This window comes from Streptomyces sp. S.PNR 29, from assembly GCF_030386795.1.
Lineage (GTDB): Bacteria > Actinomycetota > Actinomycetes > Streptomycetales > Streptomycetaceae > Streptomyces.
On the sequence record NZ_JANUQM010000015.1, the window covers coordinates 113,789 to 137,252 of the forward strand.

General features: G+C 69.7%; 21 protein-coding genes. 13 read left to right on the forward strand and 8 right to left on the reverse strand.

Annotated elements, in window-relative coordinates:
* The first annotated feature begins 173 nt into the window (after positions 1-173).
* The 6 genes from NW895_RS33465 to NW895_RS33490 all read left to right on the forward strand — a co-directional run bounded on the left by NW895_RS33465 (position 174) and on the right by NW895_RS33490 (position 6,229).
* Positions 174-941, forward strand: coding sequence for an IclR family transcriptional regulator (locus NW895_RS33465; protein WP_289940488.1), 768 nt, complete (start codon positions 174-176; stop codon positions 939-941).
* A 40-nt stretch (positions 942-981) separates the two neighbouring features.
* Positions 982-2,496, forward strand: coding sequence for a glycerol kinase GlpK (gene glpK / locus NW895_RS33470; protein WP_289940489.1), 1,515 nt, complete (start codon positions 982-984; stop codon positions 2,494-2,496).
* Positions 2,497-2,625: 129 nt separating this feature from the next.
* On the forward strand, positions 2,626-3,495 hold the full coding sequence (locus NW895_RS33475) for a hypothetical protein (RefSeq protein ID WP_289940491.1): 870 nt from the start codon (positions 2,626-2,628) through the stop codon (positions 3,493-3,495).
* Positions 3,465-3,677: a hypothetical protein gene (locus tag NW895_RS33480; RefSeq protein ID WP_289940492.1), complete on the forward strand. Its 213-nt coding sequence runs from the start codon at positions 3,465-3,467 to the stop codon at positions 3,675-3,677. The genes NW895_RS33475 and NW895_RS33480 overlap by 31 nt, the downstream gene beginning before the upstream one ends.
* A gap of 653 nt (positions 3,678-4,330) precedes the next feature.
* On the forward strand, positions 4,331-4,888 hold the full coding sequence (locus NW895_RS33485; protein WP_289940493.1) for a hypothetical protein: 558 nt from the start codon (positions 4,331-4,333) through the stop codon (positions 4,886-4,888).
* A gap of 144 nt (positions 4,889-5,032) precedes the next feature.
* On the forward strand, positions 5,033-6,229 hold the full coding sequence (locus NW895_RS33490; protein WP_289940494.1) for a cytochrome P450: 1,197 nt from the start codon (positions 5,033-5,035) through the stop codon (positions 6,227-6,229).
* Here the strand turns inward: NW895_RS33490 and NW895_RS33495 are convergent.
* Positions 6,219-7,061, reverse strand: a complete 843-nt coding sequence (locus tag NW895_RS33495; protein WP_289940495.1) for an alpha/beta hydrolase — start codon at positions 7,059-7,061, stop codon at positions 6,219-6,221. The two genes, NW895_RS33490 and NW895_RS33495, sit on opposite strands and share 11 nt — an antisense overlap.
* A gap of 186 nt (positions 7,062-7,247) precedes the next feature.
* On the opposite strand from NW895_RS33495, the gene NW895_RS33500 reads away from it, so the two are divergent.
* Complete coding sequence (locus NW895_RS33500) at positions 7,248-7,724, forward strand: SRPBCC family protein (RefSeq protein ID WP_289940496.1); 477 nt, start codon at positions 7,248-7,250, stop codon at positions 7,722-7,724.
* Between the two features lie 83 nt (positions 7,725-7,807).
* On the opposite strand, the gene NW895_RS33505 is transcribed toward NW895_RS33500, so the two are convergent.
* Together NW895_RS33505 and NW895_RS33510 are read right to left on the reverse strand one after the other, a co-directional pair.
* Positions 7,808-9,286: a glutamate--cysteine ligase gene (locus NW895_RS33505; protein ID WP_289940498.1), complete on the reverse strand. Its 1,479-nt coding sequence runs from the start codon at positions 9,284-9,286 to the stop codon at positions 7,808-7,810.
* Between the two features lie 174 nt (positions 9,287-9,460).
* Positions 9,461-9,883 carry a DUF350 domain-containing protein gene (locus tag NW895_RS33510; RefSeq protein WP_289940501.1) on the reverse strand — a complete coding sequence of 141 codons (423 nt, stop codon included), beginning with the start codon at positions 9,881-9,883 and terminating at the stop codon, positions 9,461-9,463.
* A 99-nt stretch (positions 9,884-9,982) separates the two neighbouring features.
* Here NW895_RS33510 and NW895_RS33515 point away from each other — a divergent pair, with 99 nt between their 5' ends.
* The 5 genes from NW895_RS33515 to NW895_RS33535 all read left to right on the forward strand — a co-directional run bounded on the left by NW895_RS33515 (position 9,983) and on the right by NW895_RS33535 (position 15,368).
* Positions 9,983-11,296 (forward strand): nucleotide disphospho-sugar-binding domain-containing protein, encoded by a 1,314-nt coding sequence (locus NW895_RS33515; RefSeq protein ID WP_289940503.1) that lies wholly within the window; start codon positions 9,983-9,985, stop codon positions 11,294-11,296.
* Between the two features lie 364 nt (positions 11,297-11,660).
* Positions 11,661-12,170, forward strand: coding sequence for an N-acetyltransferase (locus NW895_RS33520; RefSeq protein ID WP_289940664.1), 510 nt, complete (start codon positions 11,661-11,663; stop codon positions 12,168-12,170).
* Between the two features lie 168 nt (positions 12,171-12,338).
* On the forward strand, positions 12,339-13,643 hold the full coding sequence (locus NW895_RS33525) for a hypothetical protein (protein WP_289940504.1): 1,305 nt from the start codon (positions 12,339-12,341) through the stop codon (positions 13,641-13,643).
* Positions 13,644-13,971: 328 nt separating this feature from the next.
* A complete protein-coding gene (locus tag NW895_RS33530) occupies positions 13,972-14,754 on the forward strand; it encodes a hypothetical protein (RefSeq protein WP_289940506.1) in 783 nt (260 codons plus the stop codon).
* Between the two features lie 236 nt (positions 14,755-14,990).
* Positions 14,991-15,368 (forward strand): peptidase inhibitor family I36 protein, encoded by a 378-nt coding sequence (locus NW895_RS33535; protein ID WP_289940508.1) that lies wholly within the window; start codon positions 14,991-14,993, stop codon positions 15,366-15,368.
* A gap of 121 nt (positions 15,369-15,489) precedes the next feature.
* Here NW895_RS33535 and NW895_RS33540 read toward each other — a convergent pair whose 3' ends face one another.
* Complete coding sequence (locus NW895_RS33540; protein WP_289940510.1) at positions 15,490-17,541, reverse strand: bifunctional polysaccharide deacetylase/glycosyltransferase family 2 protein; 2,052 nt, start codon at positions 17,539-17,541, stop codon at positions 15,490-15,492.
* A 147-nt stretch (positions 17,542-17,688) separates the two neighbouring features.
* Between NW895_RS33540 and NW895_RS33545 the strand changes: the two genes are divergently transcribed.
* Positions 17,689-17,925, forward strand: coding sequence for a hypothetical protein (locus NW895_RS33545; protein ID WP_289940512.1), 237 nt, complete (start codon positions 17,689-17,691; stop codon positions 17,923-17,925).
* Between the two features lie 829 nt (positions 17,926-18,754).
* Here the strand turns inward: NW895_RS33545 and NW895_RS33550 are convergent.
* From NW895_RS33550 to NW895_RS33565, 4 genes are all read right to left on the reverse strand, one after another.
* Complete coding sequence (locus NW895_RS33550; RefSeq protein ID WP_289940514.1) at positions 18,755-20,680, reverse strand: AMP-dependent synthetase/ligase; 1,926 nt, start codon at positions 20,678-20,680, stop codon at positions 18,755-18,757.
* 166 nt (positions 20,681-20,846) lie between these two features.
* Positions 20,847-22,058: an ABC transporter substrate-binding protein gene (locus tag NW895_RS33555; RefSeq protein ID WP_289940516.1), complete on the reverse strand. Its 1,212-nt coding sequence runs from the start codon at positions 22,056-22,058 to the stop codon at positions 20,847-20,849.
* A 105-nt stretch (positions 22,059-22,163) separates the two neighbouring features.
* Positions 22,164-22,535, reverse strand: coding sequence for a hypothetical protein (locus NW895_RS33560; protein WP_289940518.1), 372 nt, complete (start codon positions 22,533-22,535; stop codon positions 22,164-22,166).
* Positions 22,536-22,703: 168 nt separating this feature from the next.
* A complete protein-coding gene (locus tag NW895_RS33565) occupies positions 22,704-23,414 on the reverse strand; it encodes a DUF4328 domain-containing protein (RefSeq protein WP_289940520.1) in 711 nt (236 codons plus the stop codon).
* Positions 23,415-23,464: the final 50 nt, after the last annotated feature.

Sequence of the window (23,464 nt, forward strand, 5' to 3'; positions counted from 1 at the left end):
CTGGCCAGACGCCGGCCGCAGCGCGAGGTGCCGGGCCTCGAAGCACGCTATGGAGTGAAAAAAGGGCGGTCAATGAACGGCGGTCGGCATTACCGAACGACCACACCCATGTGCCGCTGAAACGTCCACTTGCACGTACAGCGAACCGTCCCTGACGGTAATAGGCTCGCTTCATGGCCGGCCCAGTCCAGTCGATCGAACGGGCGGCGGCGATTCTGCGTCTGCTCGCCGGTGGGCCCCGCCGACTCGGTCTCGGCGAGGTGGCCGCCTCGCTCGGGCTGGCGAAGGGCACGGCCCACGGCATTCTGCGCACGCTCCAGCACGTGGACTTCGTGGAGCAGGACGAGGCGACCGGAAAGTACCAGCTCGGGGCCGCTCTGCTGCACCTCGGCACCAGTTACCTCGACGTCAACGAGCTGCGGTCACGCTCGATCAACTGGGCCGACGCCCTGGCGGCGCGCAGCGGGGAAGCGGTCCGCCTGGGCACGCCCCTGGAGGGCAAGGTCCTCGTCGTCCACCACGTGTTCCGGCCGGACGACACGCTCCAGACCCTGGACGTGGGCTCGCTGCTGCCACTGCACGCCTCCTCGCTCGGCAAGGTTCTGCTGGCCTTCGGGACCGCGCCCCTGGAGTCGGCCCTGGAAGTGGGGCTGGAGGCATACACCCGGCACACCCTGGTCGTGCCGGAGCAGCTCACCCGGGTACTCGCGGAGATCCGGGAACTCGGGTGGGCCGGTGAGGTCCAGGAAATGAGCATGGGGGAGGCCGGCGTCGCCTCGCCGATCCGGGGGCACGGTGGCCTCGTCGTGGGCGCGATCGGACTGTCCGGCCCGGTCGAGAGGATCTGCGACAGCCAGGGCCACCCCCGGCCCAGCCTGATCACCCTGCTCCGCGAGGCCGCACGGGCGATCTCCAGAGACCTGGGTGCGTCCCGCTTCTGACTCCACCGCCTCCTCGACTCATCGGAAGGCAGACCCGATCATGGTTGAACGGTACGTAATGTCCATCGATCAGGGCACCAACTCCACCCGATGCATTCTGTTCGACCACCACGGGCGGCTGGTGACGGTGGCCCAGCGGGAGCACCAGCAGCACTTCCCCAGGCCCGGATGGGTCGAGCACGACGCGGTCGAGATCCTCCGCAATCTGCAGCGCGTCGTGCCCGATGCGCTGTCCGAAGGCGGTGTCGGCGCGGGAGAGGTCGCTGCCATCGGTGTCGCCAACCAGCGGGAGACGACGGTGCTGTGGGACCGGCGGACAGGAGCCCCGCTGGGCAGGGCGATCGTCTGGCAGGACACCCGAACGGCACCGCTCGTCGAGGACCTCAGACGCAGTCCCGGAGACGAGTTCTTCCTTGAGCGGTGCGGTCTGCAGCCCTCGACCTACTTCTCGGCGCTGCGGATCCGCTGGCTGTTCGACCATGTCAACGGTCTGGAACGGCGGGCCAGGGAGGGCGAGGTGCTGTTCGGCACGATGGAGAGCTGGCTGATCTGGAACCTCACCGGCGGCACGGACGGCGGCCTGCACATCACCGACGCCACCAACGCCAGCCGCACCATGCTGATGAACATCCGCACGCTCACCTGGGACGAGGAGCTGCTGTCGTTCTTCGGGGTCCCCCGCCCCATGCTGCCCGAGATCCGATCCTCCGCCGAGAACTACGGCGCCGCCCGCTCCGTCCTCCCCGGCGTCCGCATCACGGCCGCACTCGGTGACCAGCAGGCCGCCCTGTTCGGCCAGACCTGCTTCTCCCCGGGCGAGGCGAAGTGCACGTACGGAACTGGAAGCTTCCTGCTGCTCAACACGGGCACCGACGTCGTGCGGTCCCGGCACGGACTCCTCACGACCGTCGCGTACAAGATCGGGGACCAGCCTCAGGTCTACGCCCTGGAGGGCTCGATCGCCGTCACCGGCTCTCTGGTCCAGTGGTTCCGTGACCGGCTGGGACTGATCAGCAGCGCGCCGGAGATCGAGACCCTCGCGCGGACGGTCGAGGACAACGGCGGGTGCTACATCGTCCCCGCGTTCTCCGGACTCTTCGCGCCCCACTGGCGCAGCGACGCGCGCGGCGTCATCGTCGGCCTCACCTCGTACATCACCAAGGGTCACCTGGCCCGTGCCGTCCTGGAGGCCACCGGATGGCAGACACGAGAGGTCGTCGACGCCATGAACGCCGACTCCTCGGTCGCCCTGACGCAGCTCAAGGTGGACGGCGGCATGACAGCGGACAACCTGCTCATGCAGTTCCTGGCCGACGTGCTCGACGTTCCCGTGGTGCGGCCCATGGTCGCCGAGACGGTCTCCCTCGGCGCCGCCTACGCCGCCGGGCTCGCCGCCGGCTACTGGCCGGACCTTGAAGTGCTGCGCCGCAACTGGCACCGGGCCGCCCAATGGCTGCCCGACATGGACCCCGAGCGGCGGGAGTCGGAGTACGACAACTGGCAGCGGGCCGTCGAGCGGTCGGTGGGGTGGATCAAACAGCCGGGGGCCACTTGATCCCGCGGGCGTCCGGGACACGCAGGCGGCGGGCAAGCGCCGTCCCCGCCGAGCTTCCCAGGATGGCAGGTCCGCGAAGGCCCACTCTGCATCGAGCGACTGTCGGCCGGTTCCGGCATACTCCACGGCATGTCGACCGCCGATATCACCCTCGACGAGTGGCTCCGCTTCGACGAAAGGGCGGCTGCAGTCACCGCCGAGGCAACCGCTCGAACGGTGGGTGGTGTCGTCACGTCCGTCCGCCTTCACGAATTCGCCGGACGAACCGCCTACAACGCGATCATCGAGGTCGACGGGAGACCGTTCGCCTTCGTCCCCGGCGGACACGCCCGGCTCGGCTTCGACCCCGAATCGTGGACACCGACCGACGAAGAAGTTCTGTCCTATCTCGGTAGCTGTACGGCGTTGGACCCGTTCCCCGAGTACGCCGACCTTGAGCCGGACGACCGAGCTGAGGCCCGCGCCCGCCGGACCGACAGTACTGTCGACGAGATCCGCGAGCACATCGCCGCGATCACCTCGCGCCCCCGTACCGCGCATGTGAAAGCCTTCCTCGCCGCAACGCACGCTGACGAGGCCGGCGTGAGTGAGGCTCCCCTCGACCACCCGGTCATCACCGCGCTCATACAGAAGTGGAAGCCGGGATACCAGGAACTCGTCGACGATCTCATCCTGCCCGAAACCGACATGGACACCCACGGCCGAGTCCGCTTCGCCCCGGACGGAACACCCACGGCGGCGTGGCTCGCGGCCCACACCACCTACGACACGATCACCGAGGAGCTGGCACGGACGGGCCGACGCCTGCCCACTCCCGACGAATGGGAACACGCCTACGCATTCGGCGCGCGAAGCCTGTTCCCTGGGGCGACCGCATGCCGACCCGATGGCTCGAAGACGACAACACCCTTGTCATGCCCGACGGCGTCCGCGTCGCCACGGCATCGCCGATGCTGTCAGGACTGCACATGGCCCAGAACTCCTACAAGTGGGAGCTGACCGCCGACCGCCGCGAGGTCCGCGGCGCCGACGGGGGCGGTGCCGAATGCGGCGGCGAACCCTGGTTCACCAAATGGCTGATTCAGGCCAGTGCCTACCGTGACCCCGAACAGGGCGATTTCGTCGCGCAACGCCCGCATACCCGAGGCGCCCTCGTCAGGCCTGTCATCCCGCTGGATTGATGACGGTGGCCGGCCTCAAGCCACCGGCAAAGGGCAGCCGCGGCGGGCGACTTCAGCAGGCGCATCACTTCACGGACCGCGTCCAGCGCGTCCGCGTCCAGGCGGCGTCGGCTGCGAACAACTGCCCGGCGACATCGCACGGCGCCGCGCGGCGGCGTGGATGGGTGACTGCAAGGCGTGGTCGATCAAGCACTCTTCGCGCCGTTGAGCGCAGGTAGGCGCCGACGCGTAGCGTAGAAAAGACATCTTTTCGGTCAATTCGCTGGAAGGGGAGCGCGATGGCCACCAGATCGACGCATGTCACGCTCAACAACCACGCCACGCTGACAAGAGGGGCGGACCGCCGAAACCTGAGGCTCAGGCGTACGGCGATGCGCCTCGATCGCGGTGAGTGGACCTCGAGTCCGCCGGAACTCATCAGCGACAGGGGAGAGTGGGAATTCCGGACTGACGAACCCGCGACCGGTTCCGCAGGACAGGTCGTCTACCAGCTGGAGGACCCCGACGGTGCCCCCGCGGGTGAAGTACGCGTTGGATGGGGCACCTCCTCCGCCGATCCTGACTCCCAGAACGGGGGCTCCGCCCCCGCGGCCGTGGTGGAAACCGAACTCGGCTCCACGGTGCTGCAGACAGAGGACGGCGACGCCTCGGACGTGACCTTCGAGCTGCACGACGCCCTCCGTGAAATCAGCGAAGGTGAGCGCGTCACCGGCGCCACCGCGGCCCCGGGCGTGCAAGAGGCCATCGACACCCAGCGCTTCGCCGCGATCTGGGAGCAGTCCGCGGGGCCCTCATTCCACGCGATGCACGGTCTGACGGCCGGCCAGTACCAGCAGAGGTTCAACGACCTCGTCGGCCAGGGCTTCCGGCCGGTGAACGTCAGCGGCTACTCCAGTGGCGGTGTCGACCTGTTCGCAGCGATCTTCGAGCAGCGTTCAGGAGCGCCGTTCCAGGCTCGTCATGGTCTGACGGCCGGCCAGTTCCAGCAGACGTTCAACGACCTTGTCGGCCAGGGCTTCCGGCCGGTGCAGGTCAACGGTTACCTGAGTGCGGGTGGTGGTGAACGGTTCACCGCCATCTTCGAGCAGCGTCCTGGGCCGCCGTTCCAGGCTCGTCACGGTCTGACGGCCGGCCAGTACCAGCAGACCTTCAACGACCTCGTGGGCCAAGGTTTCCGGCTTCTGCACGTCAGCGGTTACCGGAGCGGCTGAGCTGGAACCGCGCGTCGCGGCCCTCGTGCTGACCGAACAGCGGGGCATCACCTCAGGTCCGCCCGGTGGTGGTGCGGGTTACAGTCGGGGGGCGGTGAGGTGCCGCCCGTCTCCCTCCGTACCCGTCAGTGAGGTGGTAGCCCCATGGATATCGTCGACCTCGCCGCGCTCGGTGAGTCCTTCACCCGCGACCCGTACCCCGTGTACGCACGGTTACGGGCCCAGGGCCCGGTGCACCGCATCCGGATACCGGAAGGAGGTGCGGAGGCCTGGCTCGTCGTCGGGTACGAAGCCGGGCGCGCAGCCCTCGCGGACCCCAGGCTCTCGAAGGACTGGGGCAAGGCATCGCCCTCCCTGCCACTGGGGGCCATCTCCTCCGGCCCCCACATGCTGAGGGCCGACCCGCCGGACCACACGCGGCTGCGCAAGCTGGTCGCCCGGGAGTTCACCGCGCGCCGGGTCGAGGAACTCGCCCCGCGCGTCCAGAAGACCACCGACGCGCTCCTGGACCGGATGCTCACCGCACCCGACGGACGAGCCGACCTCGTCGAAGCGCTCTCCTTCCCACTGCCCATCTCCGTGATCTGCGAACTCCTCGGCGTTCCCGACCTGGACCGCGAGTCCTTCAGGACGTGGTCGAACGACGCGCTGGGCGCCATGGACCGGAAAATCCGAGAGGCCGCGGCGGCCTCGATGGCGCAATACCTGCGGGAGCTGGTGGAGGGCAAGCGGCAGCGGCCCGGCGACGACCTCCTGAGCGCGCTGATGCACGGCTCGGACGACGACGGCGACAGGCTGTCCCACGAGGAACTCCTCGGCATGGCCTGGCTCCTGCTCGTCGCCGGCCACGAGACGACGGTGAACCTCATCTCCAACGGCGTCCTCGCCCTGCTCACCCACCCCGATCAGCTGGCCGCCCTGCGCACGGACCTCTCCCTCATCGACTCCGCCATCGAGGAGATGCTGCGCTACGAGGGCCCCGTGGAGACCCCCACGTACCGCTTCACCACCGAACCGGTGACGATCGGCGACACGGTCATCCCCGAAGGCGGAGAACTCGTCCTCGTAGCCCTGGCCGACGCCAACCGCGACCCCGCGCGCTTCCCCGCGCCCGACCGCTTCGACATCTCCCGTGACGCCCGCGGACACGTTGCCTTCGGCCACGGCATCCACTACTGCCTGGGAGCCCCGCTGGCCCGCCTGGAGGCACGCATCGCCATCAGGACACTGCTCGAACGCTGCACCGACCTCGCCCTGGACATCCACCCGGCAGCGATCACCTGGCGCCCCGGAATACTGATCCGCGGCCCGCGGAGCCTGCCCGTACGGTTCACCCGGTAGCCCGGCTCCGCGGCGCCTCGGGCGCGCCGTGTGCGGGCACCTCGTCGGACACCGGCGGGGCACGCCGGATGGGGAACAACGTCGGGACGGCATCGTTCCCGAGGAAGTCGAGAATGAGCCGGTTGACCTGCTCGGGCTTCTCCATGGGCAGCGCATGTGAGGTCCCGGGGACGACCGCCAGCTCGGAACCGGGGATCGCGCGATACAGGGCGATCGTGTGCTCGAATGTCGCCAGGTCGTCGTCCCCGACCAGCACCAGCGTGGGTGCTCCGATACGCCCCAGGTCGCCCTTGGAGATGGTCGGCTGTGTGCGGATCATGTCGCCGACCTTCGCGACCACGATCGGCCAGTGCGCGGCGCCGTCCGGCGACGTGGCTGCGTACATGTCACGGAACATCGCCATGTCCGGCGCATCGGGCGTCATGTGGTCGAGCGTCTCCGGCGCCGCGAAGCTCTGCGGGCCCGGGAGGAAGGTGGCCCCCATGGCCACGACCTTCCGGGTCAGGTCCGGACGCGCGATGGCGACGAGCAGAGCGACGATCCCGCCGTCGCTCCATCCGACGAGATGCGCCGGGCCCCCGACGACGGACTCGATGAAGGCGATGGTGTCGTCGGCCATGGCCTGGTAGGAGAGCGGTCCGTCGACGTCGGGGGTGTGCCCGTGCCCTCGGCGCTCGGGAAGGAACAGGTGATAGTGCGCCGCGAGCGCGGCCCGCTGGGCTCCCCATGTCTCGTTCGTACACAGACCGCCGTGGAGGAGGAGCAGCGGATCGCCGGCGCCTTCGGACTCGTACCACGTCCTGACGCCAGGGAGCTCGACGTATGTGCCCATCGTTCCAGGCCCCTCCGGAGTACGGCCGCTACTGGCAAGTTTTCGTGAGCGACCGGACAGCCCGCAACACGAAGGATCCGGGTCGGTGGTAACCGGCAGCTCGTCGGGTACTCGTCGCCACGGGCCCGGACCGCCTGTGGGCCGATGGGCCTCCAGAAGCCGATCAGCGAGAACGGAGGCGCACAGATGAGCACGGTCAAGGAAACGGTAGAAGTCGACGTTCCCGTCCACACCGCCTACAACCAGTGGACTCAGTTCGAGGAGTTCCCGAACTTCATGGAGGGGGTCGAGGAGGTCAGGCAACTGGACGACCGCCACAACCACTGGACGACCAAGGTCGGCGGAACCCGGCGGGAGTTCGACACCGAGATCGTCGACCAGCTCCCCGACGAACGCATCACATGGCGCACCACCAGCGGTGACACCAGGCAGAAGGGCACGGTCCGCTTCGAGCGTCTGGACGACACGCACACCCGGGTGGAGCTCGTGATGGACATCGAGCCCAGCGGTGCGGTGGAAAAGGTCGGGGACCTGCTCGGCACCATCGACCGGCGTGTCAAGGGGGACATGAAGCGCTTCAAGCAGTACATCGAGGAGCGCGGAGGAGAGTCCGGAGCGTGGCGCGGACGCATCAAGCCGGGCGACACCGGTCCCTCCAGCTGACACCACGGCCCTGCCCCCTCGGCTGCCCCGGCGGCCGGGGGGCCCGCCGGTTCCCAAGCCCCCTGGCGCCCAGCTGACCTCCGTCAGTCGACCGGCCAGGTGTGGACGGGGGCGTTGAGGTGCATGTAGTCGATGTACAGCTGCGTCATCCGCCGCAGGGCCTCGTGCCGCCCCGAGCGGGTGGAGGCGTCGATGTGGTGGAACATCTCCTTCTGCCACACCGCTCCGTTACGGCCGGTGACGCACCGCTGCTCGATGATCCCGAGCAGCGGCTCCCGCCAGGCCTCGTCCATGCCGGAGCGCTCCAGCCCCCGGTGCGCCAGCGGCAGCAGACGCCGCAGAACGAGTTCGGGCACCGGGACCTCGCCCGTCCCTGGCCAGTACAGCCGTGCCTCGATGCCGTCCCGCGCCGCCATGTGCAGGTTTTCCTCGGCGGCCGCGAAGGACATCCGGGACCACACCGGCCGCTCCTCCTCCACCAGGGCACGCGTGAGCCCGTAGTAGAACGCGCCGTTGGCCAGGGTGTCGGCGACCGTCGGGCCGGCGGGCAGGACACGGTTCTCCACCCGCACATGCGGCATGTCGTGGGCGACGGCGTAGACCGGACGGTTCCAGCGGTAGATGGTGCCGTTGTGCAGGGTGAGCTCGGCCAGGTCGGGGATGTCGCCCTGGTCCAGCGTCTCCAAGGGGTCCTGCTCGTCGCACAGGGGCAACAGCGCAGGGTAGTAGCGCAGGTTCTCCTCGAAGAGGTCGAAGACGCTGTTGATCCACCGCTCTCCGAACCAGACCCGGGGCCGCACCCCCTGCACCTTGATCTCCTCCGGGCGGGTGTCGGTGGCCTGCTCGAACAGCGTGATACGGGTTTCGTGCCACAGCTCCTTGCCGAACAGGAACGGCGCGTTGGCCGCCAGCGCGACCTGCACCCCGGCGATCGCCTGTGCGGCGTTCCAGTAGTCCGCGAATTGCTCCGGGGCCACCTGGAGGTGGAACTGCGTGCTGGTGCACGCGGCCTCCGGGGTGATCGTGTCCGCGTAGGTCCGCAGCCGGTCGACGCCGTCCACCTCGATGCGCAGGTCTTCGCCCCGTGCCGCGAAGACCTGGTCGTTGAGCATCCGGTAGCGCGGGTTCTCCGACAGCGCCTTCTCGCCGACGTCCTCCTGCCGCAGTGTGGGCAGGATGCCGATCATGATCAGATGCGCGCCGATCGAGGAAGCGCGTTGCTCCGCGTGATTCAGCGCGGTGCGGATCTCGGACTCCCAGGAGTCGGGGCCGCCCGCCGTCAGACGGCGGGGCGGAATGTTGATCTCGAGGTTGAACCTGCCCAGTTCGGTGGACCAGGCGGGATCCGCGATCGCCTCAAGCACATCGCTGTTGCGCATCGCCGGCTCTGCCTCGCCGTCGACCAGGTTCAGCTCGATCTCCAGCCCCACCTGGGGCCGCTCGGACTCGAACCGTGACTCGCGCAGCATCTGCGCGAAGGCGTCGAGGCACTCCTGCATCTTGTTCCGGTACCGGCGGCGATCCTCGCGGGTGAAGACCAGCGCCGGGACGTCCCGTCCCATCGGCCCTCCCGGGGTTCCCCTCCTCGTACACCTCTCAGTCCCAGCGTCCCATCACCGAGCGCCTCTGACCAGGCGGGACGGGCGGCGCCTCAGGGGACCGGCGGTGCGGATGCCGCATCCGCACCGCCGGGATCCGCTCGGACATCACTGACGGGCGATGCCTCGATCGGCGGGTCAGGCTATGGAAGCCGAAATGACGGCGGACACAGCGAGGTTGCAGGACGCCGTCACCCAGACCGCGGGGTGCGGCTCGGACTCGACCAGCGTCGCGCCCAGCCGCCCCGGCGTGATCAGGTCCACCACCAGGAACGCCAGGGCCATCATCACCAGCCCGAGCAACCCGAACGCGGCGGTCGACACAAGTCCCTTGCCGAAGTCCTCGTACGTCGTCCAGATGGAGGTGAACACGATGCCACCGATGCCGAGCAACGAGGAACTGAGCACGGTCGCAGCGTTGCGGTTGCGCTCTTCCCAGATCTGTCGGCCGAGCTTTCCGGGCGTCAGCACGTCGACCAGGACGATGCCGAGGACCAGCAGGATCAGGCCCAGGCCGCCGTAAGCGGCGGCTCGGCCAAGTCCGTTGACGATGTCGCTCATGGGGTTGCCGACTCCGTAACGTGAGAGATCGTGAGTGATCGTGGTCAAGGAGATGCAAAATCTAGCGGACACGTCCGATCCCGAGGGAGGACAGGTTCCATGAGGCCACTGACGATCCTTTTCGCTCCGGAGAGCGCGTACGGGCCGACCAACAACTGCGTGGGCATAGGAGACGTACTGCGCCGCCGAGGCCATCGCGTGGTGTTCGCGGCCGAGGCGTCCTGGAAGGGCAGGCTCACCCCGTTCGGCTTCGAGGAGGAACTCGTCGACCTGTCCCCGCCGCCCGAAGTGCCCCAGGAAGCGGGTCAGTTCTGGAAGGACTTCGTACGGGACACCGCTCCCGAGTTCAGGAAGCCGACGATCGAACAACTGGGGACCTGGGTCAGGCCGGTGTGGGAGGAGCTGATTTCCGGCGCCCGGTACTGCGAACCCCGGCTCAAGGAGATCATCGACCGGGTCCGGCCTGATGTGATCGTCGAGGACAACGTCGTCTGCTTCCCCGCGCTGACCACGGCGGGCGTGCCCTTCGTGCGGATCGTCTCCTGCAACCCGCTTGAGATGAAGGGCGAGCACGTCCCACCGCCCTTCTCCGGCTACCCGGCCCGCGACCGCACGGAATGGCCCGGGTTCCGTGCCGAGTACGACCGTACGCACCGCGACTTATGGGCCGCGTTCAACGCCTGGGTGGTGGAACAGGGCGCACGGCCGTTACCCGACCTGGAGTTCGTCCACGAGGGCGATCTGAACCTGTACGTCTACCCGGAGATCGCCGACTACACGGAAGCCCGCCCGCTGGGCCCCACCTGGCACCGGCTGGACTCCTCGGTCCGCGAGACGGACGAGGAGTTCACCCTGCCCGCGGAACTGGAGGGCCCCGCCAAGGGTTCGGACGACAGCGCACTGATCTACTTCAGCCTGGGCTCGCTCGGTTCCGCCGACGTCGACCTCATGCGCAGGGTCATCGCATCGCTGGCGCGCACCCCGCACCGCTGCATCGTCTCCAAGGGGCCGTTGCACGAGGAGATCGAACTCCCTTCCACCATGTGGGGTGCCGAGTTCCTGCCCCAGACACGCATCCTCCCGCTGGTCGACCTCGTCATCACACACGGCGGCAACAACACGACCACCGAGTGCTTCCACTTCGGCAAACCCATGATCGTGCTCCCGCTCTTCTGGGACCAGTACGACAACGCACAACGGGTCGCCGAGCTGGGCTACGGCATCCGCCTCCAGCCGTACGGCTTCACCGACCGTGAGCTGCACGCGGCGCTGGCACAGCTGCTGGGCGACGGACGCCTGCGGCGCACCCTGACGGAAGCCTCCAGAACCATCCGAGCCCGCGACGGGCTCCGTACGGCGGCGGACCTCATCGAGCAGTGCGGCCGTGCCCACCGTGCCGACGGGCATCGGTGAGAGCCGAGCGCTCCGGGCTCTCGTAGGGGTGGGCCTCGGTGCGGTCAGCCGAGGCCCTCACGGAAGCCCCGCCGGCACGCGGCCACGCCTTCCGCCATCCGTCCTCGCGGATGCCGCTCCGACTGGCGTGGGTTTGCTGGATGCTAGGGTTTTCGATGTTCGTGTCTTCCTGAGCCGAGGAATGTGCGGGAGGTGAGGTTGATGACCGCGCTCAAGGCCACTGCCGCGCGCAGCGCCCGGACCATCCTCACGTCCCGGGCGACGGTCTGACCTCATCCGGATTCGCCCTCGCCGGGAGCGTGAGCTCGCGAGGTGACACCTGCACGAACCTCATCCCGAAACGGATCTGCATCCCGTCATGAGCATTCGCACCGACTGGATCACGCGTGCCGAGACCGGCGCCGACATCCCCGCCATCCGCGAGATCGACCTGGCGGCGTTCGACACCCCGCTGGAAGCCGACCTCGTCGAGGCTCTGCGTACCGACGCCTCCTGGATCGACGGCCTGTCCATCGTCACCACCGACCAGGAGGGCAAGCCTGTCGGCCACGCCCTGCTGACTCGCTGCCACATCGACGCCACCCCGGCCCTGTGCCTGGGACCCGTCGCCGTACTTCCCGAGTACCAGAAGAGCGGCGCCGGATCCGCGGCCATCCGCGCCGCACTCAAGGCCGCCAAGGACAAGGGCGAGCACTTCGTCACCGTCCTCGGACACCCGGCCTACTACCCGCGGTTCGGCTTCACCCGCGCCTCCGGCCACGGCATCAGCGTCACCCTCGACGTCCCGGACGAGGCCATGATGGCCCTCACCCTCGACGCCGGCCACCCACTGCCCAGCGGTACCGTCCGCTACGCGGCACCGTTCGGCATCTAGCCGGACTCACCGTGCGGGGGCGTCACGCCCCCGCACGGCTCCGCCGGGTCACCTGCCATTCCCCCCAACACCTCCGGCCCGCTCGGCGGCCCCGGGCGGTAGCGGTGTGTTGTCAGTGGTGTTCCCTAACCTGCTGAGCATGGCCCGTTCCGGGAAACGACGGAGGTAATGGTGCGCAGGCCGGTCGAGGGGGAGGTCCATGTTCACTACGGTCAGCTCTACGTCGAGAGCGATCCGGGCGGTTTCGGCCCGGACCTCGCGGAGTCGTTCGCCGGGCAGAGCGCCGGACTGTGCGGGGCGGCGATCCCCGGCGCGCTGTGGCTGTCGACCGGGCTGCACACAGGCAACGTCGGCTTCACCGTCGAGGTGCACGACCAGACCCCGCTGCTGGAGGAGGCGTGGGAGGACGTCGTGGAGGTGTCCTTCCGCCCCGTGTCGGGCAGCACGGCCCTCGTGCAATGGGCAGGCGAGGCCTCCTGGGAGCTGGACCTGGAAGAGACCGACTACCGGGTGCGCTACTGCGCCAAGGGCATGGACGAGGCGAGCCGGCAGGACACCCGACTGGACGAGGAACTCCCACTCGACTCCTACCTCCTGCAGTTCTGGCCCGCACCACCCGCGCCGGACCGCATACTGCGGCAGACTTCGGCGACTGCCGCCTACTGGCACGACCACGCCCGGCGGCAACCACCCCCTCCCACACCCGCCGAACGCGCCGAAGCGGAACGGCTCGCCCACCTCGCAGAGGAACAAGCGGAGACGGAACGCCGGCTCGCCCACGAACGATGGGACTGGGGCGGGCAACTGCCGAGCCAGGCACTGCGCAACGTCCGTGGCAACGTCCGCGGACTGCTCCGCTTCGACCCGGCCCTCGTCCACGCCATAGACGCCGCCGGCCCCGCCACCCAGCGTGCGGTAGCCCTGCTGGCGGCACGCCACGCATGCCAGGCGGCCGGTCTCGCCGACCTCGACTGGATCGCCGCCGGACTCACCGCCCTGGCAGAGGGGCGTCCGCTGCCACCACCCTTCGACGACCCGACCCGCGTATGGCAGGCACTGGAATCCGACCCGCGCGTCCCCGACAGAACCGTCGCCAGCGCAATCCCACCGGAGCGGCCCCCCTTCGAGCCGCCCGCCCATGACGGCGCACCCACGGCCAAGCCCGAGCCTGATCCGACCTCCCGGATCGTGGGCCCCGCGGCCGCCGCGCTGAAACCGCCGAGCCGACCACGGCCGCCGACACCGCAGGCCGGCGAAGCGACACCGCACACCTTGATGATCACGATCGGCGCGCCGGACCCGTCCTTGAGATTGTCCCAACCGCACATGGCCGTCCCCGCACTGCTCGGCGCCGCCGAAACCGACCCGCTCCAGGCAGCCCTCGATGCGGTGTACGCGGCCGTGGTCACCCAGGGCGAGGACTATCGGACAGTCCTGCGGGAGGTCTGGTCCGTGTGTCAGGGACATCCATAGGTCCTGCCCGCCCTATGACTTCCGAGGATCACAACCGCCCTGCCCTCCTCTCTAATGGGAACCAAGCCGACGGGGGAGTCGGAAGACGGCTGATCCGGTCCGTACGACCGGACGAAGGCAGGGGGTGGCCACGGTGCGGGCTGCGAGGTTCGTTTCCACGGTGGCACTGTCGATGTGCGTGGCGGCCATGGCGGGCGGCTGCGGGCAAGGCGCGGATCAGAACGATGCGGGGGAGTCGCGGTCCGTACCTCGGTCACCCCGGGACCAGGACGATCTGCTGAAGAGCGCCGAGTCCGCTCTCGTAAGGCGTTGTCTGACACGGCGTGAGGTGGCGCTGCCACCGAGCCCCGACGGGCCGGTGAACGGGGCCGGCACCGGCAGGGGCACCACGCAGGACCAGAAGGCCTCACGACAGCGCCAGTTCCCGTACGGTATCGACGACCCCGCCTGGGCCGCCGAGCACGGCTTCGGCAGCGCGGCGTGGACCACGGGCCCGGACCACGGGGACGGACCCCGCGACGCACCGCGGACACGGCGGACCCAACAGGCACAGCAGGCCCCCCAGCCCGGAACACAGGCGGCGGAGCAGCAACAGCGGCTGTCCGACGCGCTGTTCGGCACCGGACGCCGTGAACTGTCCACCCGGACGGCCACCGGACTTGTCGTCAAAGCCAACAGCGACGGCTGCCTCGCCGAAGCACAGCGCGTCCTCTACGGCGACCAGGCGCGCTGGTTCCGAGCCGAGGTCGCGGTCAACAACCTTGAGGCCGCCGCCCACCACCGTGTGACCCGAGACCCTGCCTACCGGGCCGCGCTCGCCCGCTGGGCACACTGCGTCGCCCCGGTGCACAAGGCCGAGGATCCGGCGGAGCTGCGCCGCGCGTGGCAGCGCCGTGCCCGCGATCTCCAGCCGCGTCAGGCCACGGATCTGCAGCGGCGGTACGCCGTGGCCGAGGCACGGTGTGTACAACGCACGGACCTCGCAGACACCGGCGCCCGGCTGGAGAAGCGCCACGCGGCGGACCTGAGCGCCGAGTACGCCGACCTGATCGCCGAGCACCGGCGGATGCGCGAGCGCGGCCTGCGCTACGCCGTCCAGCACGATCTCTGACACGCCTTCCTCCGGCCGACACCACCGGGCCCCGCAGACGCCTCATGACCTCCGCGGTGGCACCGTGCCGCGGTGCCGAGCGCCGCACCACCGCAACCGGACTCCCGGAGCCAAGACCGGCCGACCGGCCGGCAGGCCACCGGGCTCAGCGAGTGGGTCCCGTCAGGGCTCCGCTCGACTCCACTCACCGAAACCGCCCGACCACACGGCGTTTTCACAGCGAAGGGACCGACATCATGCGCAAGACCTTCATCACCGCCGCCGGCGTGCTCCTCGCCGCCGGTGCCGCCCTGGCCGCCGTTCCCGGTACGGCCCAGGCCGCCGCCCCCTGCGCCTCCGGGAGCTTCTGCGCCTACACCGACGCCGACTTCGGTGGCCTGGCCGTGGGCTGGACCGGCGACGACGGCTGGTGGGAGGGCAACATCGCCGACCAGGACAGCTCGTGGGCCAACCACGGGATCTCCGGCCCGGGCGTCAAGGACCACGTCAAGGTCTACGCCGGCGCGTGGCAGGGCGGCGGCGTCACCATCTGCCTGGCCCCCGGCCAGGAGGTCGGCCACAACGCCACCGCCAACGACCGGGGCGACTCCCACACCTGGACCTCCAGCTGCTGAACGTACCGGGGAGACCGGCTCACCACCCGGGTGCCACACCCGGGTGGTGAGTTCCGTCCGGTGCGAGAACATCGGCGTTTGCCGCAGGAAGTCGCACGGCATGAAGGGCCGGACCGGAGGCTCACGGCTCCCGGGTGGACGGCTGAGGAGGCAGCATCACGTCTCCGCTGCGCTTGAGCCGCTGCCACGGCAGCCGGTAGCCGTTGATCGCGGTGAGGCACGCCTGAGTGAGAACCAGGTACATCAGCTGACGGTAGACGATCTGCTGAAGAGGAAGCGCCCACAGGGGCCCGAGCCTCTCACCGTCCAGATGGAACGCGTAGGCGGCACAGACGAACTGCACCGCCAGCACACCGGTCCAGGCCAGCATCGTGCCGAGCGGGTCGCCGAACAGCAGACCGTAGAGGGTCAGAATGTCGATCAGTGGGGCGAGGAGAGGGGTGAAGATCTGGAAGACGGCCAGCAACGGCAGGCCGAGACGGCCGAAGTGGCCCGCATGGCCGCGCTGGAGCAGTGCGTGACGATGCTTCCACACGGCCTGCATGGTGCCGTAGCTCCATCGGTAGCGCTGGCGCCACAGTTCCCGCAACGTGGCCGGCGCCTCCGTCCACGCCAGGGCGTCCTCCACGTAGCGGATCTCCCACTCGGCCCGGTGCAGGGCCATGGTGATGTCGGTGTCCTCGGCGAGGGTGTCCCCGCTCATCATCCCGGCGTCCCGCAGGGCCGTGGCGCGGAACGCCCCCACGGCACCGGGAATGGTGGGCAGACAGCGCAGCAGGTCGTACATGCGGCGGTCGAGGTTGAAGCCCATGACGTACTCGATGTGCTGCCACCGGCCGAGCAGACGCCGGCAGTTGCCGACCTTGGCGTTCCCGGCGACGGCGCCGACGACGGGGTCGGCGAACGGCTGGACGAGGCGGCGCACGGTCGAGGGGGCGAAGACCGTGTCGGCGTCCAGCATGACGATGATGTCGTGGGAGGCCCGCAGGATGCCGGTGTTGAGCGCGGACGGTTTGCCGCCGTTCGGTCGGCGGATTACGGTGACGTGGCCGAGGGCGAGTGACTCCGCGATGTCGGCGGTGCCGTCGGTGGAGCCGTCGTCCACCACGATGATCTCGACGGGATGATCGCTGGCGGCCAGTGAGCGGAGCGTCTTGGCGATGCACAGCCGCTCGTTGTAGGCGGGGATGACGACGCTGACGGGCCGGGTGACGGGCCGGCCCCGGCCGGTGGGATGGCGCAGGCGCCGACGGGCGTGGTGACGTGCCAGGACCAGGAGCAGCACACACCGTGCGAGGACCAGCGAACCGACCACCAGAAGCAGCGCGGTGGCGACCGACACAGCTGTCCCCGACACGGTCACAGCGGCTACGAAGATCCGGCCCTTCCACAAGTCCGCCGTTCCGACGGGGCTGGTGAGACTGTCGGTGCCGAGGATGTCCGCGAGGGTGGTGAAGCGATAGCCCTGGGCCTGGAGCCGGGGAAGCAGGGTCTTGAGGGCTTCCACGGTCTGTGACCTGTCTCCTCCCGCGTCGTGCAGGAGGATGACCGCACCTCTGCCCGGTGGACTCGGCGTGGCCGCTTCGACGATCGCTCGGACGCCCGGCCGCCGCCAGTCGTTGGTGTCCTGGTCCATGAACGCCAGCACATACCCCTTGTCACCGAGGCGCTGGGCCACGGACCAAGCAGGGTCGTCCAGGGCGGAGGTGGTCGAGGAGTAGGGCATCCGCAGGAGCGAGCTGTTGATGCCCCCGGCCCCCGCGAGGGCGAGTTGGGTCAGGGCCAGCTCTCGGTCGATGTCGCTCGCGGACCGGGTGGCCAGGTCCGGATGGGAGAAGGTGTGCACACCGATCTCATGGCCGGCCCGGATCAGCTCGCGCACGGTTCCGGGGTGGCGGGCGACCTGCTGCCCGGTGACGAAGAACGTGCCGGGCACGTCGTAGCGGTCGAGAACGGCCCGTACACGGGGCGTCCAGGTGGGGTCGGGGCCGTCGTCGAAGGTCAGGGCCACGGTCCTTGCCGGTGTGCGATAGGTGCGCAGGTGATCACCCGTGGTGTCGACGATCGGCCCGCCGTCGGTGATCTTCCGAGGGACGCGAGTGGCCGGTTGCCCGCTGCGCCCTTCCTGGTCACCGGCGAAGCCCCTGTGTGTGTACCCCTCGACCAGAAGCATCGAGACGAGGAAGGCCAGCAGTACGAGCGGAACGACGATGCGGAAGCGATGCCGGGACGGCAGAGGCCCCCGGATCCGCCGCGGACCGGCTGACGTCGGTGCGCGGCGGACGGGCCGGTGAGGGCGCCGCCGCATCAGGGGGCCTCGGTGACCGATGTGCTGGACGACGGTGCGGTGCTCGGCGCCTGTGACGGTGTGGAGGGGCCGGCCGTCGGCGTGCTGGGCGTCGGAGTCGGTGTCGGCGCCGGGGGTGAGGGCGTCGGTGAGGCCGGAGTGTCACTGGATCCCGGAGCAGGTACGGGCGACGGCGGGGGAGAGGTGGGAGTGCCGCCCGTGCCGGGCGCAGGTGCGGGGGCAGCGGGTTCACCGGGGGTCGGGACCTGAGGTGGTGCCGGCGAGGGTGGCGTCGATGTCGTCGGCGCTTCCGGTTCGGCTGTGTCCGGAGGCTCCGGCGCGCTGCTGTTCGGCGGGCTCTCGGGCACGACGGGCGGAACAGCGGGCGAGCCGGGCGGAGTGAGCGGGCCGGGCGGAGTGAGCGGACCCGGCAGAGTGAGCTGCGGAATGAGCAGGCTGTCCGGACCGGCTGAGGGTCCCGGGCCGGCGGGCGCCGGGCGGTCCGATGGGAGCGAGTCGCCGGGCGGCGAGGGGGTCCTGTCCGACGGGTGCCGTTCGGGCGCGGCAGGTGCCGCGGCGTCACCGGGACCGGGCAGGATCGTCCCCGGCGCGAAGGGAGTTGCTCCCATCAGGCTCAGTCCCAGCACTGCCAGGTACGCGGCTGCCAGCCCGGCCAACCCGTATCCGGTACGCCGGAGAATCCGCGCGCGCCGACCGGAGGAGTCGACGAAGACAGGGGTGCTCTGACCGGTCGACGCTTCGCTCCGTATATGCCCGTATTTAGTATGGCGAAGCACCATATGCTCAGCGTACGTCGCTGGAGGGCATGACCAGTACGTTATTTGCTTTCCACTGCCGTCCACGGTCTTCACGTCGCGGTGGTCGGCGGTCGCGCCCCGCCGACGGACGGCATGGAGTCACGGACGCTGCCGCTGACGCTGAAGCCGTAGTGGGCGTCCCCGTGTCGGCGGGCCCGCGCGCCAGGTCGGCCGCCCGCACCATCCAGTAGGCGTGGGCCCGGCCGTATCCGACCCGGGGGAGTGGCGCCGAGGCGCGGGTCATGCGGCCCGGCGCCTGCCCGACCCCCTGGAATGCCGTGTCAGCGCCCGGACGCGTAGAGCTCCTCGATGTCCTTTGCGTACGCCGCCATCGCCTCCCGCCGTTTCACCTTCAGGGACGGAGTCAGCAGGCCGTTCTCCTCGGTGAACTCGCCGTCGACGATGGTGAAGGCGCGGATCGACTCGGCGCGCGAGACTGCCTGGTTGGCGTGGTCCACGGCCTTCTGGACGTCGGCGCGCATCCGGGGGTCGCGGGCGATCTCGGACACCGGGGTGTCCGCGGGCAGCTTGCGGACGGCCAGCCAATGGGCGACGGCATCGGGGTCCAGGGTGATCAGGGCGGCCACGAAGGGGCGGTTGTCACCGACGACGAGGCACTGACCGACAGGAGGGCGGCTGCGCAGCCGGTCCTCCAGGACGGCAGGGGAGACGTTCTTCCCGCCGGAGGTGACGATGATGTCCTTCTTGCGGCCGGTGATGGTGAGGTAGCCGTCCGCGTCGAGGGAGCCGAGGTCGCCGGTGGCGAACCAGCCGTCGGTGAGGACCGCGTCCGTGGCGGCCGGGTTGCTCCAGTACGAACCGAAGACGATGCCGCCCTTGATGAGTACCTCGCCGTCGTCGGCAACGCGGACGGTGGTGCCGGGAACGGGGAGGCCCACCGTGCCGGGGCGGGGACCCAGGGGCGGGACGATGGTGGCGGCGGCCGTCGTCTCGGTCAGGCCGTACCCCTCGTAGACGATGATCCCGGCCGCGTAGAAGAACAGGTTGAGATCGCGGTCGAGCGGGGAGCCGCCGCTGATGGCATAGCGCATGCGGCCGCCGAGCTCCTTGCGGATGCGGCGGTATACCAGCAGGTCGTACAGCGCCCAGGCGGCGTACAGGCCGGGGCCGGGTCCCTTGCCCCTGCCGAGGAACCTGTTCAGGTGCGCCTCGCCGAAGCGGACGGCGATGCGGTGAGCGCGGTCGAAGGAGGCGCCGCGGCCGATCTTCTCTGCGGTGGCGCGGCCGGTGTCGTGGATCTTCTCGAAGAGGTACGGAACGCCGACCAGGAAGGTCGGGCGGAACGCCTTGAGGGCCGGGCGCAGTTCGTCGGGCTTGATGCTCGGGCAGTGGCCGATCTCGATACGGGCCATCAGGCAGGCGATCTGCAGGGTGCGGCCGAGGATGTGGGCGAGCGGGAGGAAGAGGAGGGTCGAGGCGGTCTGGCCGGTGACCTCCTTGAACAGGGGGTGCAGCAATTCGACGGTGTTGGCGGCTTCGGCGTGCAGATTGGCGTGGGTGAGGACGCAGCCCTTGGGCCGTCCGGTGGTGCCGGAGGTGTAGCAGACCGTCGCGATGGTCTCGGGGGTCAGGGCGGTACGGCGCTTGGTGACCTCCTCGTCGGAGATGTCCCGGCCCAGGGCGGTGAGGTCGGACAGCGCTCCGCCGTCCAGCTGCCAGACGCGTGGGGGTTCCGGGCGGTCGGCCGTGCCGGTGGTGACGGTGGCGGCGTTCTCCGCGGTCTCGGCCACGACGTAGCGGGCGCCGGAGTCGCGGACGATCCACTCCACCTGGTCGGCGGAGGAGGTGGCGTAGATCGGCACGGTCTGGCCGCCGGCGGCCCAGATCGCGAAGTCCAGGACCGTCCACTCATAACGGGTGCGGGACATCACCGCGACCCGGCCACCGGCCTGGAGGCCTGCGGCGATCAATCCTTTGGCCACGGCCGTCACTTCACGGGCGAAAGCCGCCGCAGTCACGGGCTGCCAGGTGCCGCGGTGCTCGCGGCGCAGGACCACGGCGTCGGGAGCCTGCGTGGCGTTGGTGAACGGAATGTCGGCGGTACTGCCCGTGGCCGCCCTCGGCGCGAGGGGCGCGGCGCGGACCTCACGAACGACGCCGCGCTCGTCCCTGAAGGTCTCGATCTTCGTGCGGGTCGCCAGGCCGGTGCGCCGCTGCGCCCGTTTCAGATCCTTGCGTACGCCCATGACGGCTCCCGGTCGCGATGAGGTTGACGTGCACCCGTGGGTACTTACTCCAGAGTCAACTTACTCACGCGTAAGGAAAGGTCAATGGGTCCGGTGCACTTCAAACGGTCTGTGTTGCCGTCCCGACCAGCGGGGTGACCGCGAGTTCAGGTGCGCCGCCCGGCTGTCATCCGTGCTGTCGGGCCGACAGGAGTTCGCCGGTGAGCGGGATGTCGGGACTTCCGGTGTTCGTGACGATGGCGAGGCGGGGGCCTCGCGGGCTCGGATGCCACTGGCCGCCGACCAGGGGGAGCAGGGCGGTGTTGGGCGTCGGTCCCCGTGTCCAGTCAAGGGTTCCGGCGATCGTGGTGAGGGTGGCGCCGGCCAAGGCCTGCGCGACGGCCGTACGGTCGGTGGGATCGATGGCCGTCGTCAGGGCGTGGTGGGCGGTTTCCAGCAGGGCATGGGCCAGGCCCAGCGGCTGTAGCCAGGGAGCGCCGGTGTCCTGCTGGTAGGCGTGGGCGAGGTCGGTGCAGGTGGTGCCGTCCAGACTGGAGCGGTAGGGATGATCCGGACTCCAATAGACCAGGGTGGCCACGCGTGCGTCGGCGAGTTCGGTGTGGATGGCCGGGGCGGAGGTGGTGTGGGTGTGGGGGTAGGTCAGCCATCGCGAGCAGGTGATCAGCCTGGGACGCAGCCCCGCCTCGCGGGCCTGGCGGTGGAAGAGGGCCAGGTCGGAGGCGGTGGCAGCACTCGTGACGAGGTCGGCGCCGTGCTCCCGCATCCGGTCGACCTGCGCGCGGAAGTCATGGGCCGGTTCCCGGTAGGTGCCGAGGTCGACCAGTGTGTGTCCGCGCGCGGACGCCACCGGACCAAAACCGTACGTCTCGTGACGCAGCAGGCTGCCTTGCAGGTCGTCGTTCCACAGGCAGCCGACGGAGCGCCGGCCGCTGATGCCCTCCCACATGTGGGCGAAGACGGTGGCGATGTCGTCCAAGCCCCACGCGAAGTGATACGTCCACTGGAAGCGGTGCCCCGGATGGACGCCGCGCGCGTGAACGTATGCCTGCCAGGGGAACGTGGTCGAGACGCAGGCAATCTGCGAGGCCTCGCAGGCGTCGGCGACGGCAGGCAGCACCCGAGTCCCGGCCATGGTGAGCACAATGTGCGCCCCGTCGACGGCGACCAGGTCGCGGACGGCCCGCTGGGCCGCGCCGGGATCGGAGCGGCTGTCGCGTACGGCGACCGACACGTCGTACCGGCGCGTGCCGTTGCGGATGTGAGTGAGCCTGGGCGCGAGCCTGCGCAGAACGTACGACAACGGCTTCCCGAGTGATGCCAGCCGTCCCGTCAGGGGCGCCACCACGCCGATGGACAGCCGCTGTGGCCGAGTGTTCACGGGCCGCTCTTTCTCTCTGTCCCGCTGCCCGCGGACCGGGGCGCTGTGTCGGCGCACACCGGTCACAGGTCACCGGCCTGCGGGCATGTTCCGTCCTGTCCGGCGTCAGTGGCCGGGGCGGTCCACGGTGACGCAGGTGGTGCGGCTGAACACCGCGACCGTTTCGTTGCCGCAGTTGTTGCTGTGGCCCGAGGCGTTGCGGGCGAACAGCAGGTTGGACAGCACGCCTCCGCTGGGGCCCGCCTGGTCCCCACCGCCCGATCGGCGGTCCTCGGCCACGCAGGTGCGGTCCTTGAAAAGAGCCAGCTTGCCCGTGCCGCAGAGGTTGGTGTGGCCGGAGGAGTTCCTGCCCGACAGGTTGGACAGCACACCGCCCGCCCCCGCGTCGCCGTCACCGGCATGGGCCAAGCCGGTGGGGACCGCCAACAGCACGCCCACCATCGAGGCCATCACTGCGATACGCCGTGCACCGTACATCTGTGTCGGTTTCCTTCCGCTGAATCGGGGCCCGGCCGCACCGACCGGGCGCACCAGGCCTAACGACTCCGCGGATGATCGGCACGGCCCCGTCGCGGTGAATCATCTGCAAGACGGTTGATCACGTACTCCGATGGGTTCCGGTTTCCTGAGGTGTTGACAGCACACCTAGGCCCGAGCCGTCCGGTACGGCCCCTCAGCCGCCTTCAGCCGCTGCATGGCGGTCAGCCGGACGGCGAAGTACACCGCAGCCGCAGCGGCGGCAACGTCCAGGACGTCGGCCGCCATGTACTGCACCACGGCGTCACGGACCTCCGAGAGGGTCTCGGCGGCCTCGTATCGCGAGCCGGCGTATCTGCGGAACAGCGCACTGGCGACGAACAGACCCCACCACAGGTTCACCGGCCAGATCGACGTCCGGTACGGCTCGCCGCCATCCGGCAGGGGGGTGCCTGCGCCCCACATGTCGACGGCGACGCGGTACGGCATCCAGAGGTTCGCCAGCGGAATGGCCCAGCCTCCGATGGCCCAGCCGGGCCCGTTGCGGAACCGGTCGGGCGCCAGCAGTCCGGTGTTGCGGCGCATGCGGAAGAACCAGACGACGAACAGGACCGCGCACGGCACGTACAGGATGACCTGCAGGTTCCCGGCCGTCTGGTACAGCGAGTACGCGGCGTCCAGGTCCTGCTGGGGAGCGGTGGCGAAGCCGTGGTCCTCGTCGATCAGCGCGTGGATCCGGGCCCCGGCGAACACGGCGAACAGATCGCTGAGGGCGACGACAGCGAGCAGCGCCGAAACGGCGGCCAGGAGGCCGCGAGACGAGCGCGGCACCCCGCCGGGCAGCAAGGGACGCGGACGCAGATCACTGGATGAGGACATGACGGTGGCCCCCCACGGGCAGAGAACGGAACAGCCCGCGGAGAACGCGT